General features: G+C 62.4%; 14 protein-coding genes and 2 tRNA genes. 3 read left to right on the forward strand and 13 right to left on the reverse strand.

Translation table 11 applies throughout. From position 1 onward, the window contains the following. The first annotated feature begins 156 nt into the window (after positions 1-156). Positions 157-1,485, forward strand: a complete 1,329-nt coding sequence (locus J7E83_RS15220; RefSeq protein WP_214963731.1) for an MFS transporter — start codon at positions 157-159, stop codon at positions 1,483-1,485. A 644-nt stretch (positions 1,486-2,129) separates the two neighbouring features. Here the strand turns inward: J7E83_RS15220 and J7E83_RS15225 are convergent. Both J7E83_RS15225 and J7E83_RS15230 read right to left on the reverse strand, forming a co-directional pair. Further along, positions 2,130-3,011, reverse strand: a complete 882-nt coding sequence (locus J7E83_RS15225) for a rhomboid family intramembrane serine protease (RefSeq protein WP_214963733.1) — start codon at positions 3,009-3,011, stop codon at positions 2,130-2,132. A gap of 9 nt (positions 3,012-3,020) precedes the next feature. Next, positions 3,021-3,566, reverse strand: coding sequence for a peptidylprolyl isomerase (locus J7E83_RS15230; protein ID WP_214963736.1), 546 nt, complete (start codon positions 3,564-3,566; stop codon positions 3,021-3,023). Positions 3,567-3,720: 154 nt separating this feature from the next. Between J7E83_RS15230 and J7E83_RS15235 the strand changes: the two genes are divergently transcribed. After that, complete coding sequence (locus J7E83_RS15235) at positions 3,721-4,686, forward strand: hypothetical protein (protein WP_214963739.1); 966 nt, start codon at positions 3,721-3,723, stop codon at positions 4,684-4,686. A gap of 136 nt (positions 4,687-4,822) precedes the next feature. Then, positions 4,823-5,698, forward strand: coding sequence for a glycosyltransferase family 2 protein (locus J7E83_RS15240; RefSeq protein ID WP_214963742.1), 876 nt, complete (start codon positions 4,823-4,825; stop codon positions 5,696-5,698). Positions 5,699-5,741: 43 nt separating this feature from the next. Here the strand turns inward: J7E83_RS15240 and J7E83_RS15245 are convergent, their stop codons facing one another. From J7E83_RS15245 to gnd, 11 genes are all read right to left on the reverse strand, one after another. Further along, positions 5,742-6,692: a DMT family transporter gene (locus tag J7E83_RS15245; RefSeq protein WP_214963744.1), complete on the reverse strand. Its 951-nt coding sequence runs from the start codon at positions 6,690-6,692 to the stop codon at positions 5,742-5,744. 107 nt (positions 6,693-6,799) lie between these two features. Continuing rightward, entirely contained in the window at positions 6,800-7,603 is an 804-nt protein-coding gene (locus J7E83_RS15250; protein ID WP_214963747.1) for a glycoside hydrolase family 16 protein, read from the reverse strand. 357 nt (positions 7,604-7,960) lie between these two features. Continuing rightward, positions 7,961-8,036, reverse strand: a tRNA-Ala gene (locus J7E83_RS15255). 72 nt (positions 8,037-8,108) lie between these two features. Next, entirely contained in the window at positions 8,109-8,282 is a 174-nt protein-coding gene (locus tag J7E83_RS21535) for a DLW-39 family protein (protein WP_311379699.1), read from the reverse strand. Positions 8,283-8,290: 8 nt separating this feature from the next. After that, positions 8,291-8,364, reverse strand: a tRNA-Ile gene (locus tag J7E83_RS15265). 98 nt (positions 8,365-8,462) lie between these two features. Then, a complete protein-coding gene (locus tag J7E83_RS15270) occupies positions 8,463-9,062 on the reverse strand; it encodes a DUF3566 domain-containing protein (RefSeq protein WP_214963754.1) in 600 nt (199 codons plus the stop codon). Next, complete coding sequence (gene gyrA / locus J7E83_RS15275) at positions 9,059-11,737, reverse strand: DNA gyrase subunit A (protein ID WP_214963757.1); 2,679 nt, start codon at positions 11,735-11,737, stop codon at positions 9,059-9,061. The genes J7E83_RS15270 and gyrA overlap by 4 nt, the downstream gene beginning before the upstream one ends. A gap of 60 nt (positions 11,738-11,797) precedes the next feature. After that, positions 11,798-13,882 (reverse strand): DNA topoisomerase (ATP-hydrolyzing) subunit B, encoded by a 2,085-nt coding sequence (gyrB, locus tag J7E83_RS15280; RefSeq protein ID WP_214963761.1) that lies wholly within the window; start codon positions 13,880-13,882, stop codon positions 11,798-11,800. A gap of 387 nt (positions 13,883-14,269) precedes the next feature. Then, positions 14,270-14,833: a DUF721 domain-containing protein gene (locus J7E83_RS15285; RefSeq protein WP_214963764.1), complete on the reverse strand. Its 564-nt coding sequence runs from the start codon at positions 14,831-14,833 to the stop codon at positions 14,270-14,272. Continuing rightward, positions 14,826-16,031, reverse strand: coding sequence for a DNA replication/repair protein RecF (recF, locus tag J7E83_RS15290; RefSeq protein ID WP_214963767.1), 1,206 nt, complete (start codon positions 16,029-16,031; stop codon positions 14,826-14,828). Before recF ends, J7E83_RS15285 begins: the two co-directional genes overlap by 8 nt. 44 nt (positions 16,032-16,075) lie before the next feature. After that, entirely contained in the window at positions 16,076-16,960 is an 885-nt protein-coding gene (gnd, locus tag J7E83_RS15295) for a phosphogluconate dehydrogenase (NAD(+)-dependent, decarboxylating) (protein ID WP_214963770.1), read from the reverse strand. Positions 16,961-16,975: the final 15 nt, after the last annotated feature.

Below are 16,975 nucleotides of genomic sequence, written 5' to 3' on the forward strand. Positions count from 1 at the left end.
TGCCGGTAGCGGGCCGCCGCCGCCCCCCATCATCTGACCGGCGATGAAGGTCCGTGTCTGCCCCAGTAGATAGCAGGCGGGGGCCGGCGGCGGTTTGATCTTCTCCGGATCCTGGCTGAGGCCGCCCGGCTGTCGGGTGTCCTATACGTTGGTTGCATGAGCCGACGCCTAGTCCTCGTCATCTTGTGCCTGGTGCAGTTCGTCGACGTGCTCGGCGTGACGAGCGCGACGACGGCGATTCCCGCCATCCTGCACGGTCTCAAGGCTCCCGACACCGCCGCCGCCCCGGTAGCCACCGTTTACGCGATGTTCTTCGGCGGACTCTTGATCCTGGGGTCCAGGCTCGGGGACAAGTACGGGCATCGTCGCCTGCTGCTTATTGGGATCCTTCTGTTCTCCCTCGTTTCCGTTGTTGGAGCGACAGCGGCCAGCATAGGGCAGCTTCTGGTTGCTCGCGCGCTCCAAGGGGCGGCCGCCGCCCTCTCGGTGCCGTCCGCCCTTCGCCTGCTGCTGCACTCAGCCACCTCCGAGCGCATCCGACAGGTGGCTTTGGCATTATGGAGTGCCTCCGGAGCCGCGGCCGGCGCGTTAGGTTTCATCGTTGGCGGCGTGCTGGCCCAGACGTGGGGGTGGCCCTCCGTGTTCTGGGTGAACGCCCCCGTTGGCTGCCTGCTCATCATCGGCATCCTGACTTCGGTACCGGCATTGGCTCCCGAGAACCATCGGCAGCGTCTCGATGTTGTCGGCGCCGCTTTGATGATTGCGGCAGTGACGGCGATCGTGGCGGGCGGTTCGCTGATCGAGGCAGCAGCACTCCGAATCGTCGGTATCGTCCTCGTTGCATCTGGCGGCACCCTCGGCGCCATCTTCGTAATTCGCCAACGGTTGGCCGCCGAGCCGCTGATCCCGGTCGAAGCATTTGTGTCGCCCAACTTGCGGGCCGGGACCGTAGTGTCTTTCGTCAATACCGCGACCACCAGCTCCACAATGGTGCTTGCGACCCTGCTACTGCAGAATCGACTCGACGCGTCGCCGGTTCAGGCCGGGCTGTCGCTCATCTCCTTCAGCGTCGCCGTCATCGTCGGATCATACCTGTCCAGGCCCCTCTCCGAATCGATCCGTCCCTACCGGATGGCAGCCCTCGGACTGGGGACCATCGCAGTAGGCAGCGCCATCCTAGTCATCACCTACGGAACCTGGTGGGGCATCGTTTGCGGCGCAGCCGTCTCCGGTGCGGGAATCGGCATCTCCTCTGTCGCAGGCACCAACATCGGTACCGACGTTCCCGATCACCTGGCCGCCAGCGCCTCTGGCGTGTTGAACACCGGGGCCCAACTTGGCACAGCCATCGGAGTAGCTGCCCTGGTCCTGGTGGCCTCCACCATCAGTCTCGGCCCAATCCACGGAACAGCAATAGCCTGGGCTGGGGCCGGCATCGCCGCCCTCGGAACCGCTTTATGGATCAACCGCGCTCCGGCGCGCTAAGAACTCTGTAGCAAGACCGCCACAAACCTCTCTTGAACCAGCCGTGGCAAGGGTTCTCCACTTACTAACACCCGACTACCCACAACTTATCCACAGCTGTGGACAACAATCCACAGGAGTGAGGACCCAGTGGGGACGACAGCGCCCGCGCGCCATCATCCGATGTGAATTACCTGCTTGTAAGTTATTAACACTGTGAATAATCCTGTGGAAATCCTGCGCTAACTTAGCGTTTCAGGGCATACCGTGGGCAGACGGAGCTTGGCTGTCCACAAGGCACCCATTTCACGAGTAATTGTCCACTTAACCACAGGGGCTTCCCCAGCAGTTATCCACAATTGTGGAAATCCAGTACAGGTCCGTTTGAATAGCCGCTGGCCTGCGGGAAGTCTTACCTCCTGCCTGTCGAACTACAACTGTGTAAGTTACCAACAATGTGGATAACCTCTGTGGATAAGTCGCTGGTCACTGGTTACGGCGGACTTACCTACAGGGACCCAAAGGCGCGTTATCGTCCTGGCGGTCTGCTTAAAGAGCGCAGGACCCCGGTGCACTGCGCACCGGGGTCCTGAATTCTGTCTCGTTCGGGTTCAATCCCCCGGTTCAACCCGGGTTCGCCAGTCTGTCAGCCTGGCGGCGCCTGCTCAGCCTGCGGTAACCCTGACCCAGGTCACCACCAGGAGCAGGGCCAGAACAGCGGCTAGCCCGAAGGCCTGCAGGACGGCTTGCCGGGGCCCACGGGGAGTGTAGGCGATCACGGCGGCGCACAGGCCGCCCGTGAGGAGGCCACCCAAGTGCGCCTGCCACGCGATTTGTGGAATCAGGAAGCCGATCACGCCATTGATGGCAATCAATACCCACAGTTGCCTGGTGTCCCCGCCCCGCTGCCGCTGGACCAGCAGCATGGCGCCGAAGAGCCCGAAGATGGCACCAGAGGCACCCACCAGGCCTGAGAGCTGCTGCCCGGGAACGAAGATGGGATTGAGCAGCAGATACCCAACCGAGCCGCCGAGGGCGGAGATCAGGTAAACAGCCAGGAAGCGGATGCGCCCGAGCAACGGCTCCAAGGCTTGGCCAAAGATCCACAAGGTATACATGTTCAGCACGATGTGCAGGATGGAATCGGGCGAGTGGAGGAACGCTGCCGTCAGCATGCGCCACGGTTCAAAGGCGCCAAGGGCGGGGCTGATGAAAAAGTTGTTGTAGGCGAACTGTTCGTACACGGCCTGGCCGGGGATCACCCACTGCAGGACGTAAACCACGGCGCACAGCGCGATGATGCCGAACGTCACAAGGGGTCTGCCAGTTGCCACGGCGCCGCCGTAGACGGTCCGGACTCCTGGCTGCGCACGTTTTGTTTCGTTGACGCAGTCGACGCATTGGAACCCGACGGCGGCCGCCCGCTGGCAGTCCGGGCACGCAGGGCGCCCGCAGCGCTGGCAGCGCACGTAGGAGGGCCGGTCCGGGTGCCTGGGGCAGACCGGAACCTGCGCGGACGGCTCGGCCGACGGGATTCCGTAACTCATGCGACGAAACTAGAGCTGTTCGATGTCGATGCTGTTGATGGTGACATCCTCCACGGGGCGGTCGCCCATGCCGGTGCGGACACCTTCGATGGCGTCAACGACCTTCTTGGATTCGTCGTCCGCCACTTCGCCGAAAATGCTGTGCTTGCCCTGGAGCCAGTCAGTAGGGATGGTGGTGATGAAGAACTGCGAGCCGTTAGTACCCTTGCCCATCTGGACGCCAGCGTTGGCCATGGCCAGCTTGTACGGCTGGTTGAAGCTGAGCTCCGGGTGGATCTCGTCATCGAACTTGTAACCCGGTCCACCGATGCCGCGGCCCAGGGGGTCGCCCGCCTGGATCATGAAGTCCTTGATGATGCGGTGGAAGATGGTGCCGTTGTACAGCGGGGTGCCCGTCTTGTCCTCGCCGGTTTCCGGGTGGGTCCAGGCCTGCTCGCCGGTGGAGAGTCCAATGAAGTTCTTGACCGTCTTGGGCGCGTGGTTGCCGAAGAGGCTAACGACGATGTCGCCGAGGCTGGTGTGGATGGTTGCTTTTGCAGTTGCGATGGCAGTCATACCGCCCATTCTTTCACGGCGGGTCAAAGCGGAAGCGGCGGGAAGGACAGTTCCGCGCTGGGTGAAATCGACCGGAATTGAGTGGGGAGAATAGCCGGTGAAGACCAATCCACGTAGGCTAACAACAGACCGTCACATTAATTGGGAGGTAGTTGTGAAGAAATCGGATCGTATTGCCCGTGACCTTGAGCAATCAGTCAGCAGCGCAGTAGAGAACGCCAAGGATTGGGCAACTCCCCGCGTGGAAGCAGCAGTTGACTGGGCAGTTCCCCGCCTCCAGCATGGCCTGGATACCGCATCCCCCAAGATTCAGGAGGGGCTCAAGACAGCGGCCCACAACCTGGCCGACGGCGTCGCAACAGTCACGCCGCGCATCCAGGACGGACTGGCGCAGCTCGCCCCCAAGATCCACGACGCCGTTGAAGACGCCACCCCGCGCCTCCACGAGGCGCTGGACAAGGCCACCCCGGTGATCCAGAACGCACGTGACCGGGTAGTGGTGGAGTACTTGCCGCGCCTCTCGGACCAGATCGGCCAAGCTTCCGACGCCGTTCACCGAACTTTGGAAAACGCCCCGGCCCACGTGGATGCCGTTGCGCAGAAGCTCGGCGACGTCGGCATTGTGCATGCCCTCCAGGAGCAGGCGCAGACAGCCGGCACCCAGATCAAGGCTGCTGCCAGCCAGGCGGGCAAGGCAGTGGGAGTGCAGCTTGCCCAGCCAGAGAAGCCAAAGAAGCGTGGCTGGCTGGTGTTTGGCGTGATCGCTGCGGCCGTGGCCGCTGGCGTGGCTGCCTGGAAGGCCTCCAAGCCTGTGGAAGACCCCTGGAAGACCCCGTCGCCCGTCACGCCCACGCCGGCCCCGGTTCCGGCGACCACAGTGAACGAGGGCATGGATTCTGCGGCCGACGCGGGAGCCTCCGCTGAAGTCCCTACGGCTACTGCCGTAGAGGCCGTCCCGGACACAGCCGAGGACTTTGCGGAAGATGATGCCGAGGACAAGGCCAAGCACGTAGCTGACGATGCGTCGGAAGCGGCAGCGAAGGCTGCCACGGATGCCAAGACCGCGATGAAGAACATTGCTGCCAACATGAACGGTTCGGCGGACAAGAGCACCAACTAGCACCACCATGCCGCTGGAAGCGGCGCATTGAAGGGGTTCCGCGCGTGCGGGACCCCTTCATTCTTTTCCCAATGTTTGTCCGGTCTTCGACCCGTCCCCGGAGGGGCGGGAGGCCAACGATGCTAAATTTGGAGGGATGTCAGCCGATAAACCCTCCGGGGATACCTTGAACGACGCAGCACTGCTGCCCCGCGTGTCCATTGTCATCCCGGCCTACAACGAGGAAAGCGTGATTCGGCAGTGCCTCATCGCTGCCATCTACCAATCGGTTCCGGCCCACGAAATCATCGTGGTGGACAATCTCTCCACGGACCGCACCGCGGGCATCGTCCGGCAGATGCAGCTGGAATACCCCGAAAGCCCCATCATCCTGCTGAGCCAGGACCAATGCCAGGGCCTCATTCCCACCCGGAATTTTGGCCTCAACCACGCCACCGGAGACGTCCTGGGACGTATCGACGCCGATTCAGTGGTGGAGCCGGACTGGGTCGAGCAGGTGCAGAACACGTTCCTGGACCAGTCGGTGCAGGCGGCCACCGGTCCCGTTGTGTATTACGACATGCCCATGCGGCGGTTCGGACTGAAGGCCGACGACAAGATGCGCCAACTGATGCTGAAGCTGGCCAAGCACCAGTACCACTTCCTGTTCGGGTCCAACATGGCCCTGCGCGCGTCGGCATGGGAAACCATCCGGGATGAAACCTGCCGGGATGAAAAGGACGAGATGCACGAGGACATCGACCTCTCGCTGCATCTCGCCGACCATGAGCTCAAGGTTCAGTACTCGCCGCAGATGGTCTCCGGTATGTCCGCCCGCCGGCTCGAGGACTCACCACGGGACTACCGCTACTACGTGACCCGCTTCGACCGCACCTACAAGGCGCACAACGTCAAGAAGATGGCGCTCAAGGCACCCATGGTGGTGTTCTTCTCCGTCTATTTCCCGGCAAAGCTCCTGCGCGCCATCCACACGGTAAACACGGCACAGCCCGTCCGGCGCGGCGGCCAGTAGGCCCAGTCCCACCCGGGAGTCCCAGTCCCTCGCTGTGTGGGGGTCAGTCCGTTCCAAGTTCGGCGACAGGCCTGTTCGACGGCGGTTCGCCGTCATAGTTGTGCTGCGCGGCGCCGCGGCGTCCGGCAATGCCAGACTTCTGGCCCATTACTACGACGGCGAGTCCAGCCAGGATGAGCGCCAATCCCGCGTACGTACCGGCCGGAAGTGTTTCGTGCAGGAACAGGGCGGCGAGGAGGGCTGCCCCTGGAATTTCCAGCAGGATGATCATCGACACCAGCAGCGGACTCATGGTGGCCAGCAGGTGATTGAACGCCGTATGGCCCACCAGCTGGGCACATATGGTGACGGCCGCGATGCCCAGCCACCCAGCGGCGTCGAACCCTACCAGTGGCTGGCCACTGAAGAGGGCCAGCAGAGCCACCAGGGCCGTACACATCCCATAGCAGAGCGTGGTGTACATCCCCAGGGACATGCTTTGCCGGGCCCTGCCTCCTGCCAGGGTGTAGACGCCGGCCAAAGCCCCGCCGGCCACCGCCAGCAGGTCTCCCATCAGCGCACCGGAGGAGGAACCCATATCGAAGCCCGTGATAGCCACAACGCCGCCAAAGGCCATGCCCAGGCCCGCCAGCACCTGCCACCGGTGCCTCGTGCCGCGGAGGAGCTGGAAAACGGCAATCCACCCGGACTGAAGGCAAACCAGTGCCGTAGCAGCCGCAACGGAGGTGAGCTGCAGGGAGGTGATGAAGCACGCGAAGTGCAGGGCAAGGGCGACGGCGGCCAGCAGGGACCAGCGGAACTCGCGGCGGGTGGTCCGGCCAAATTGCCGCGGTCCGCGGATCAGGGTGGGGGATGCCATCACGGCTGCCCCGATGGCATTGCGCCAGAAGGCTATAGCCAGCGGACCCACCGTGGTGGCGCCGAGGGTAGCGGCGATCAGAGGCCCGGACGAGGCAACACCCAGAACGCCGAGCGCTGCCACCAAGAAGTTCACGGTCCAACCCTACTGGTCCGGTTCATCAGAGGGTCACACCAAAACAAAAAGTCCCGGACAGAGACGTGTTGCTTTAGGTGCGGCCAAGCGTCTTATTGGCCGCGCTTTTAGCTGGCAGGCCCGTACTCCCTGGTCCAGTCAACTTCCATCCATGACGGCTGTGGATTGGTCGCCGCGCTGTCACCAGGGAACCAGTCCAACTGGATCGTTTGGTGCATCGGCCCGGTAGGGATATGCGCGGCATTGGTGTCCGCAAACAGCAGCACCCCGTCGATGTACGTCTTGACGCCCGCCGCCGTCCATTCAACCGCATAATTATGCCACTGCGTTGTATCAAGCACCCTGGACTCTGTGGACTGGCCCGCACAAGTGTTGGGCCAGTGCAGGAACGTCTGCATCAGTGTTGTATCAGCACCGCCCTCCGCATAGTCAATCTCCGGGCATGATGTTGAGGTCCAGCCGCCGTCAGGCCAGACGATCAACACAGGGTGGTACTCCTGGTCGCGCACACCGGTCCGCATACGTGTCTCCACACGGTTGTATACGGTGCCCACATCGAACTTTGCGCCCATGCCTCCAGTGCTTCCATTAGCATCGCCGGATACGCGCATGACCGCGCCGTCAGCATTCCACACCGTTGGCACCCGCAGCCCGTTGCCAGCATGCCCAACCGAGTCGTAGACGCTCCACTTTGCCGGGTCAGGTGCCCCGGTGTAGTTGAACTCGTCGCCCTTCGTAACCGGCCCCCAGTTCAGCAATTGTGCAGCCTGCGTGCCATCACTGGACGTGGGCGCAGCTCCCGGGGTTACACTCACTGTCTGCGAGGGCAACAGATCACGGAACTGCGGGGCTGCGCAACCGGCCAGCAGAAACGTGGCCGCTCCCGCTGCCGCAATCAGTTGCTTTCTCATGGCTTTACAGCCACACGATCAGCCAAGGCTTATATGCCATAAGACGCCGCATTCTTCGTGCCAGAGCAAAAGACTAGGTCACACTGCATTCAGCTACTCTCGGCCTGTTCTTGGTGGACATGCCATGCATCAACAATGCCGACTAACCAAATGGCACCGGCTACGGCCTCGATGTCACTGGCCCTCAGCGAGGTTGAGGAGCACTAGGGACACGGAATGAAGGCTTGGGCATGCTTGCTGCCCGTCCACCTGTCACTGAACCAGATGCTCATCACAGTTTATAGGCGTATCAAGCAAACGCCACCAGTAAAACAAAAGGCCCTGATCGTGCGTTTCCGCAGATCAGGGCCTTTCTTATGGTGGAGGCACGGGGACTCGAACCCCGAACCACCTGCTTGCAAAGCAGGTGCGCTACCAATTGCGCCATGCCCCCATAAGAAGTAACCCGTCAATCATACCCTAGAACCAGGAAGCCTCTTGCCAGCTCCAGGTCCGGGAGTCCGGCCTAGTGAACCGTGTCGGTTGACTTGCTCCAGACCGTTTTCCGGGCCTCGGATTCCTGTGCTTTCTTGTAAAGCAGGACGCCTGCGATCGCAGCTGCAAGTACCAGCAACTTCTTCACATGCACCCCGTTCCGGCTCTGCCTACTTGCGTAAACCGAACCTCCATGAACCTGCACAGGTTCCGTGGGCGTACCAGGACTTGAACCTGGGACCTCTTCGTTATCAGCGAAGCGCTCTAACCGCCTGAGCTATACGCCCCGATGCCTCATCGGGCCGAGATACGACTTTACAGTACATCCCGGCCCGATCTCAAATCGAGGCATTTGACCGGAAAATCTCCGGAAAGTGACGGGATCTTAGTCGTCCGTGAGGGTGACGCCAATGCCGCCTACGAGCGTTGCCGAGATGTTGTACAGCACAGCGGACAGCATGGACAGTGCCGTCAGCAGAACCACGTTCACTACGGCGATGATGGTGGCAAAGGAGGCCACCTGTCCCAGGGAGGCGACCTTCTTCAGCTCGAAACCGCCGCCTTCGGAACCTGCCAGGGTTCCCAGAAGGCTGTCCACCTGATCGAAAATGCCAGTGAGGTCCAGGACGGTCCAAAGCACGATGGCGGCCACCACCGTCACGATTCCCAGCGCAACGGAGAGGAGGAAAGCCATCTTCAGGACTGACCACGGATCGACCTTGCTGACGAGCAGCCGTGCACGCCTGACCTTCGCCTTGGGTGCCGGCTTGATCAGTCCGGGAGCACCCTGGGCGGGCCGCTGACCGGGAGCGCCTGGTCTCTGGCCCTGTCCTGGCTGGCTTTGGGTCGGCCGCTGGCCTTGTGCCGGCACGGCTGGTCGCTGCTGGGGACGAACAGGGGCGTTCACCCGGGGAGCGGCCGCGGGTTCACGCGTAGCGCCGGGAGCATTGCTGCCCTGCTTGGGATATGAGTCGGGATTACTCACTCGTTACCTCCGGTGTAGTCTTCATTCGGCTCAGCGTCGCCGGAGGCGTCCTCTGACTCAACGGCCGGTGCTGTTTCTGCCACTGCCTCTGACCCTGCGGACCCCTCGGGGGATCCGGCCTCTTCAGCCAACGTTACGTCATCCTCCAGGATTTCATCGCCCTCGAGCCCGCGTTCGCTGTTCCGCGCCACCTCGATGATCCGGTCATTCTTGTCCGGTTTAGCGAAGATGACACCCATGGTGTCGCGGCCCTTTGCGGGGACGCCTGCCACCGACGAACGGACAACCTTGCCGCCTTCCATGACCACCAGAACCTCATCCTCTTCCTGGACGATCAGGGCACCTACGAGGTCCCCACGCTCTTCGGCCAGCTTGGCGACCTTGATTCCGAGGCCGCCGCGGCCTTGCAGCCGGTACTCTTCCACCGCGGTGCGCTTGGCGTAGCCGCCCTCGGTCACGATGAATACGAATGATCCGTCGGTGACCACGTTGGCCGCCAGCAGTTCATCGTCCTCGCGGAACTTCATGCCGGTGACTCCGGAGGTGGCCCGTCCCATGGGCCGCAGCGCGTCATCAGTGGCCGTGAAGCGGATGGACTGGCCCTTGCGGGACACCAAGAGAAGGTCGTCCGTCTCGGAAACCAGCTGCGCGGACACCAGCTCGTCCTCGTCCCGGAGGTTGATGGCAATCACCCCGGCGGAGCGGTTGGTGTCGTAGTCCTCCAGACGGGTCTTTTTCACCAGGCCCCGCTTGGTGGCGAGCACCAGATAAGGCGAGTGCTGGTAGTCCTTCAGGTCCAGAACCTGGGCGATGTGTTCGTCGGGCTGGAATGCCATCAGGTTGGCCACATGCTGGCCCTTTGCGTCCCGCCCGGCTTCCACCAGCTCGTAGGCCTTAGCGCGATACACTCTGCCCAGGTTGGTGAAGAACAGCAGCCAGTGATGGGTAGTAGTCACGAAGAAGTGCTCAACCACGTCGTCTCCACGCAGCTGAGCACCCTTGATGCCCTTGCCGCCGCGCTGCTGTGAGCGGTAGTTGTCGCTCCTCGTGCGCTTGACATAGCCGCCACGGGTGATGGTGACAACCATTTCCTCTTCCGGGATCAGGTCCTCCATGGACATGTCACCGTCGAAGCCCATCAGAATCTTGGTGCGGCGGTCATCACCGTGCTTGGCCACGATCTCCGCCAGCTCGTTGCTAATGATCTCGCGCTGGCGCTCCTCGGAAGCAAGGATGGAGTTGTACTCGGCGATCAGGGCCTCCAGCTCGGCATGCCGGTCCTGGATCTTCTGCCGTTCCAGCGCGGCGAGGCGGCGCAGCTGCATGTCCAGGATCGCCCGGGCCTGCAGTTCGTCGATGTCCAGGAGCTGCATCAACCCGTCGCGCGCGGCCTCTGTGGTGTTCGACGCACGGATAAGCGCGATGACCTCATCCAGCATGTCCAGCGCTTTGAGGAGGGCACGCAGGATGTGCGCCTCTTCTTCTGCCTTGCGCAGGCGGTAACGGGTCCGCCGGGCAATAACGTCCATCTGGTGCGTCACCCAGTGACGAATGAACGCGTCCAGGCTCAGCGTGCGGGGAACCCCGTCGACGATGGCCAGCATGTTGGCGGAGAAGTTGCTCTGCAGCTCGGTGTGCTTGTAGAGGTTGTTCAGCACCACCTTGGCCACCGCGTCGCGCTTCAGCACAATCACCAGGCGCTGGCCAGTACGGCCCGATGTTTCATCCCGAAGGTCAGCGATGCCCTGGATCTTGGCGTCCTTGACCAGCTCGGCAATCTTGATAGCAAGGTTGTCCGGGTTTGCCTGGTAGGGAAGTTCAGTGACAACCAGGCACGTCCGGCCCTGGAGTTCCTCCACATTGACCACGGCGCGCTGGGTGACGGAGCCGCGCCCCGTCCGGTACGCGTCCTCAATCCCCTTGTGGCCAAGGATGGTGGCTCCGGTGGGAAAATCGGGTCCCTTGATGCGGAGCAGCAGTTCTTCCAGCAGTTCCTCGCGGCTGGCCGTGGGGTTGGCCAGGTACCACTGGACGCCATCGGCAACTTCGCGGAGGTTGTGCGGCGGGATGTTGGTGGCCATGCCGACGGCGATGCCGGACGAGCCGTTGACCAGCAGGTTGGGGAACCGGGCCGGCAGGATGGTGGGTTCCTGGTTCTTGCCGTCGTAGTTGTCCTGGAAGTCGACGGTTTCCTCGTCGATGTCCCGGACCATTTCCATCGCAAGGGGCGCCATCTTGGTTTCGGTGTACCGCGGGGCAGCCGCGCCGTCGTTGCCGGGCGAGCCGAAGTTCCCTTGGCCAAGGGCGAGCGGGTAGCGCATGGTCCAGTCCTGGATCAGGCGGACCAGGGCGTCATAGATCGCGGTATCACCGTGGGGGTGGTACTGGCCCATGACTTCGCCCACCACACGGGCGCACTTGTTGAACGAGCGGTCCGGCCGGTAGCCGCCGTCGAACATGGCGTAGAGTACCCGGCGGTGCACTGGCTTCAGGCCATCGCGCACATCAGGGAGGGCGCGGCCGACAATGACGGCCATGGCGTAGTCGAGGTAGGAGCGCTGCATTTCGGTCTGCAGGTCCACCTGCTCCACGCGGTCGACCAGCAGGTCGCCTTCAAGAACGTCCTCGGGAAGACCAACGGGTTCCGCTGGGTTCTCGGGTATTTCGTCACTCATAGTTTATATTTTCCGTTTCAGGTATATGTCGGGTGCGGGATATCAGCAAGGCCTTGAGCCTTAGATATCCAGGAACCTGACGTCCTTGGCGTTCTGCTGAATGAAGTTCCGGCGCGATTCCACGTCTTCCCCCATGAGCACGGAGAAGATCTGGTCTGCAGCCAGGGCATCATCCATGGTGACCTGCAGGAGCGTCCGGTGGTCCGGATCCATGGTGGTGTCCCACAGTTCCGTGTAGTCCATCTCGCCTAGGCCCTTGTAACGCTGGATCCCGTTGTCCTTAGGGATGCGGCGCCCGGCTGCCTGACCGGACAGGAGTTTTGCGTCACGCTGCTTATCACTGAAGACATAGTCATGCGGAGCGTTGGACCACTTGATCCGGTACAGCGGGGGCTGCGCCAGGTATACGTACCCGTTCTCGATGAGCGGCCTCATATAACGGAACAGGAGGGTCATGAGGAGCGTGGTGATGTGCTGGCCGTCAACGTCTGCATCGGCCATCAGCACAATCTTGTGATACCGGAGCTTGGCCAGATCGAAGTCCTCGCCGATTCCCGTACCGAAGGCGGTGATCATGGACTGGACCTCGGCGTTGCCGAGGGCCTTGTCCAACCGTGCCCGCTCCACATTCAGGATCTTGCCGCGGAGCGGCAGGATGGCCTGAGTTTCGGGGTTGCGGCCGCGCTTGGCCGAGCCGCCTGCGGAGTCGCCCTCCACCAGGTACACCTCGCACTTGGCGGGATCTTTCGAGGAGCAGTCAGACAGTTTGCCGGGCATGCCGAAAGATTCCAGGGGGCTCTTGCGCCGGGCGTTGTCGCGGGCCTTCCGGGCCGCCATGCGCGCTTGGGCAGCAGAAATCGCCTTGCGGATGACATCGCGCGCCGGTCCCGGGTTCCGCTCCAGCCAGTCACCCAGCTGGTCGGTAACCACACGCTGGACAAAGCCCTTGACCTCCGAGTTGCCCAGTTTGGTCTTGGTCTGGCCCTCAAACTGGGGTTCGGCGAGCTTGACCGAAATAACGGCGGTCAGGCCTTCCCTGATGTCATCACCGGTGAGGTTATCGTCCTTTTCCTTGATGATGCTCTTCTCCCGCGCGTAGCGGTTGATGAGGGAAGTCATCGCGGCACGGAAACCCTCTTCGTGGGTTCCTCCCTCGTGGGTATTGATGGTGTTGGCGTAGGTGTGGACGCTTTCGGAGTACGCGCTGGTCCACTGCATGGCCATTTCCACTGCGATGTGGCGTTCCTTGTCCTCGGTTTCAAAGGCGATGACGTCCTCGTGGACCACGTCAACCTTCTTGCCGGAGTTCAGATGCTTAACGTAGTCCAGTAGGCCGTCGTCGTACTGGTAAACCACTGTTCGGTGTTCCGCGGTGACTTCACCTTCGGTAACCACGGCATCAAGGTCAAGATCGTCGTCAGTGTCCTCCGTGGAGGTGCGCTCGTCCGTCAGCGTGATGCGCAGGCCCTTGTTGAGGAACGCCATCTGCTGGAAGCGCGCACGGAGGGTCTCAAAGTCGAATTCAGTGGATTCGAAGATTCCGGCGTCCGGGTAGAACGTCTGCGTGGTACCGGTGCTGTCTGTCTCGTCACCCCGGACCAATCCGCCCTGAGGCTTTCCGCCGTCCGCAAAGGACATGCGCCAGACGTAACCCTGGCGCCGGACCTCTGTATCGACGCGGCTGGACAGGGCGTTGACCACGGAAATGCCCACGCCATGCAGGCCGCCTGAAACCGCATAGCCGCCGCCGCCGAACTTTCCGCCGGCATGCAGGATGGTCATCACTACTTCAACCGTTGGCTTGTGCTCAGTGGGATGCATGTCCACCGGGATGCCGCGTCCGTCATCAACCACCTTGACGCCGCCGTCGGCCTGGAGAACCACTTCGATGTGCGTGCAGTATCCGGCCAGCGCCTCATCAACAGAGTTGTCCACCACTTCATACACCAGGTGATGGAGTCCGCGCAGGCCGGTGGAACCGATGTACATGCCGGGGCGTTTACGAACAGCTTCGAGGCCCTCCAGCACGGTAATGTCGCTGGCGCCGTATTCGCGCGGTGTCACAGTTTCAGCCGGGGTGTCAGGTGAAAGGGCATCCTCAACTGCGGGTTCCACTGCCTGGATATCTATATTGTCGTTAGCCACAGGCGCTGTCGACTCCTCTGTTTCGATGGTGGCCGGCCGGTCCCATCCCCACGGTTCATCAGAGGGAAGGTACCCGCCAACAGGCACAAACTGATGGCGCTGGCTACTTGGTCGACGTGCGGAACCGCAATCCGCTTGGCTGTTAGCGTGCGGAAAACGGACTCAGTCAACGTTTCACCGGCGCCCAGTTATCTGATGTGATTCTACCGTGAATCTGGACTTAAACCCGCATTCCTGGGCCCACGCCGGGCTCCAATGTGCCCGTGTGAGGCCATTGATCCCGCCTAGGGCGCCCCAACGGTCCCGTCTTTGGGTTCCTATACGCCCCCTGGGCGTTCCAGCGCTCTACACGCCGCCGGACGAATATTCAAGAGTCGAGGACCCCGCCTATCCGTAGGTATCGCGTGGGCCGCGGCCATTCACGCTGCGGCCACCCTTGCGCCAGCTGGGTGCCGACGGTCCAAGCACCTGGATGCTGGTGACAACACCATCGCCCAGTTCGGTCCGGAACTTCTCCAACAGGCTGATGCTCAGGAGCCGCAGCTGGGTCGCCCAGGCCGTTGAATCGCAGCGAACGTGGAGCGTGGTGTCGGTGAAGCTTTCGGGGGTGCAGTGGGCGGAGATCTCCGGCCCCACCAAAGTGGCCCATTCGGCCATCACGGATCCCACCGCCACCGGCGAGGTCCAGCCACGTTCGGCAACCAGCCGTCCCACCACCTTGCCCAGTCCCAAGGGATCACGTCCGGTCGAATGGAACTGGCTGAAGCCGCGGGTGTCCTTCATTCCACGCTTGGCCTTTGAGGCGCTGCCTGCCCTGGGGGCGGCGCGGCGGATCTCGCCGCGGGCAGCTGCTGCCTCGCGCATTCTGTTCAGTGCCGCCTGCGGCGCATCGATGTCATCCGGATCACGGCCGGGCTGCAGGCCGCCATGGTTTCCGTCGTCCCTACCCATCGATTCCTCCCGGGATAACCTTCACCCGCCGGCCGGAAAGCTCTTCCGGAATATCGGCGTCGACGGCGGCGGTCACCAGGACCTGTTCCGCGCCGGAGACTATTGCCGCCAGTTTACGCCGCCGCTGGACATCCAGCTCGGCAAAAACGTCGTCGAGGATGAGGATCGGGGCGGACCCGCCGGTCCGCGCATCATCGAGCATCACGTAGTAGGAGGCCAGGCGGAGCGAGAGGCACATGGACCAGGTTTCGCCGTGCGAGGCATAACCCTTGGCGGGGGCCTCGCCAAGAACCAGCTCCAGTTCGTCCCGGTGTGGCCCCACTAGTGAAATTCCGCGTTCCAGCTCCTTGCGGCGGGACGCCCGGAATGCCACAACATAGCGTTCGGTGAGGTCGTCGACAGAAAGCTGCCGAAGGTCTTCGGGCGGGGTAGCGCTCTCCCCATCAGTTCCGCCGCCGGCACGGAAAGCCGGGGCGCCGTCGTCATCGTCCACCAGGTTCTGGAGGGTGGACCTGTAAACGGCGCCTGCCTGTTTGGATTTATCGGTCAGCTGCTCGTATGCCTTTGCCAAGTGGGGTCGCAGGCGTTCCACGAGTTCCAGCCGAGCGTGGAGAAGCTGGGCACCGGCCCGGGCCATGTGCTGGTCCCAGACATCCAGGGTGGCCTCATGTCCGGGAGTAAATTTTCCGGCCCGGGCCGACTTCAGCAAGGCATTGCGCTGTTTAAGGACACGGTCATAATCACTGCGTGTCGCGGAGTGCCGGGGAACCAGGCTCACCAGCAGTTCATCAAGGAAACGGCGGCGGTTAGAGGGGTCTCCCTTGACGAGGGCGAGGTCCTCGGGCGCGAAAAGCACCGTCTGGCAGATTCCCAGGAGGTCGCGTGCACGCACCGGATTGCTACGGTTGATGCGGCCGCGGTTGGCCCGGCTGGCGTTGATCTCCAGCTCAAGGACCGTGGTCTGTCCGCCCCGGACCAAACGGGCCCGGACCAGGGCACGGTCCATTCCGAAACGCAGCAGCGGACCGTCTGAACTGACCCGGTGGGAACTGAGCGTGGCCAGATACCCGATGGCCTCCATCAGGTTCGTCTTGCCGATGCCGTTGGAACCGACCAGCACTGTCACACCGGGTTCCAGGGCGAGCTCAACCTGGGCATAACTGCGGAAGTCAGTCAGCGAAAGGTGTTCTAGGTACACGCTGTCTTCAGAATTCTCGGAACCCACAGGTTCCGGGCTGGCTATTACTTGGCGGGACGGGTGGCATGCCCACCGAACTGGTGGCGCAGTGCTGAAACCATCTTCATGGCCGGGGAGTTGTCTTCCCGGGATGAAAAACGGGCAAAGAGGGCGGCCGTGATGGCGGGGGCGGGAACAGCGTTGGCGATGGCCTCCTCAACAGTCCAGCGTCCCTCACCGGAATCCTCGACATAATCATCGATGCTCTGCAGGCCCGGATCCTCATCCAGTGCCTTGACCATAAGGTCCAGTAGCCAGGAACGAACCACTGTACCTTTCTGCCAGGCCCGGAACGTTCCCGGCAGATCGGTAACGATGTCTTTGGCCGCGAGAAGTTCGTAGCCTTCTGCGTAGGCTTGCATCAGCCCGTATTCGATGCCGTTATGAACCATTTTGGCGTAGTGCCCGGCCCCTATGCCGCCCACGTGGACGAAGCTGTCCGCCCGTTCCCCCTCGGGTCGGAGGGCGTCAAAGACCGGCAGGGCTCGTTCGATGTCGGCAGCGTCGCCGCCGGCCATTAGTCCGTAGCCGTTCTGGAGTCCCCAGACGCCCCCGGACACGCCGCAGTCAGCGAACCGGATACCCTTTTCGGCCAGCAACGCGCCGTGCTTCTGGTCTTCCGTGAAGCGCGAGTTCCCGCCGTCGATAACTAAGTCGCCGGTGTCGAGCTTGTCCCCGAGTTCCGCGATGACCGCATCAGTGATTCCGCCGGAAGGGACCATTACCCAGATTAAGCGTGGTGCGGGCACCGCCGCAATGAGTTCATCCACCGATTCCACATCAGTGACATCGGGGTTCCTGTCGAAACCGGTGACGTCGATTCCTCCCTTGCGCAGGCGTTCGCGCATGTTGAAACCCATTTTTCCAAGGCCGATCAGTCCGATATGCACGGTGGAAACTCTTTT

The sequence above is a fragment of the Arthrobacter sp. ISL-48 genome, from assembly GCF_018613805.1.
GTDB lineage: Bacteria > Actinomycetota > Actinomycetes > Actinomycetales > Micrococcaceae > Arthrobacter.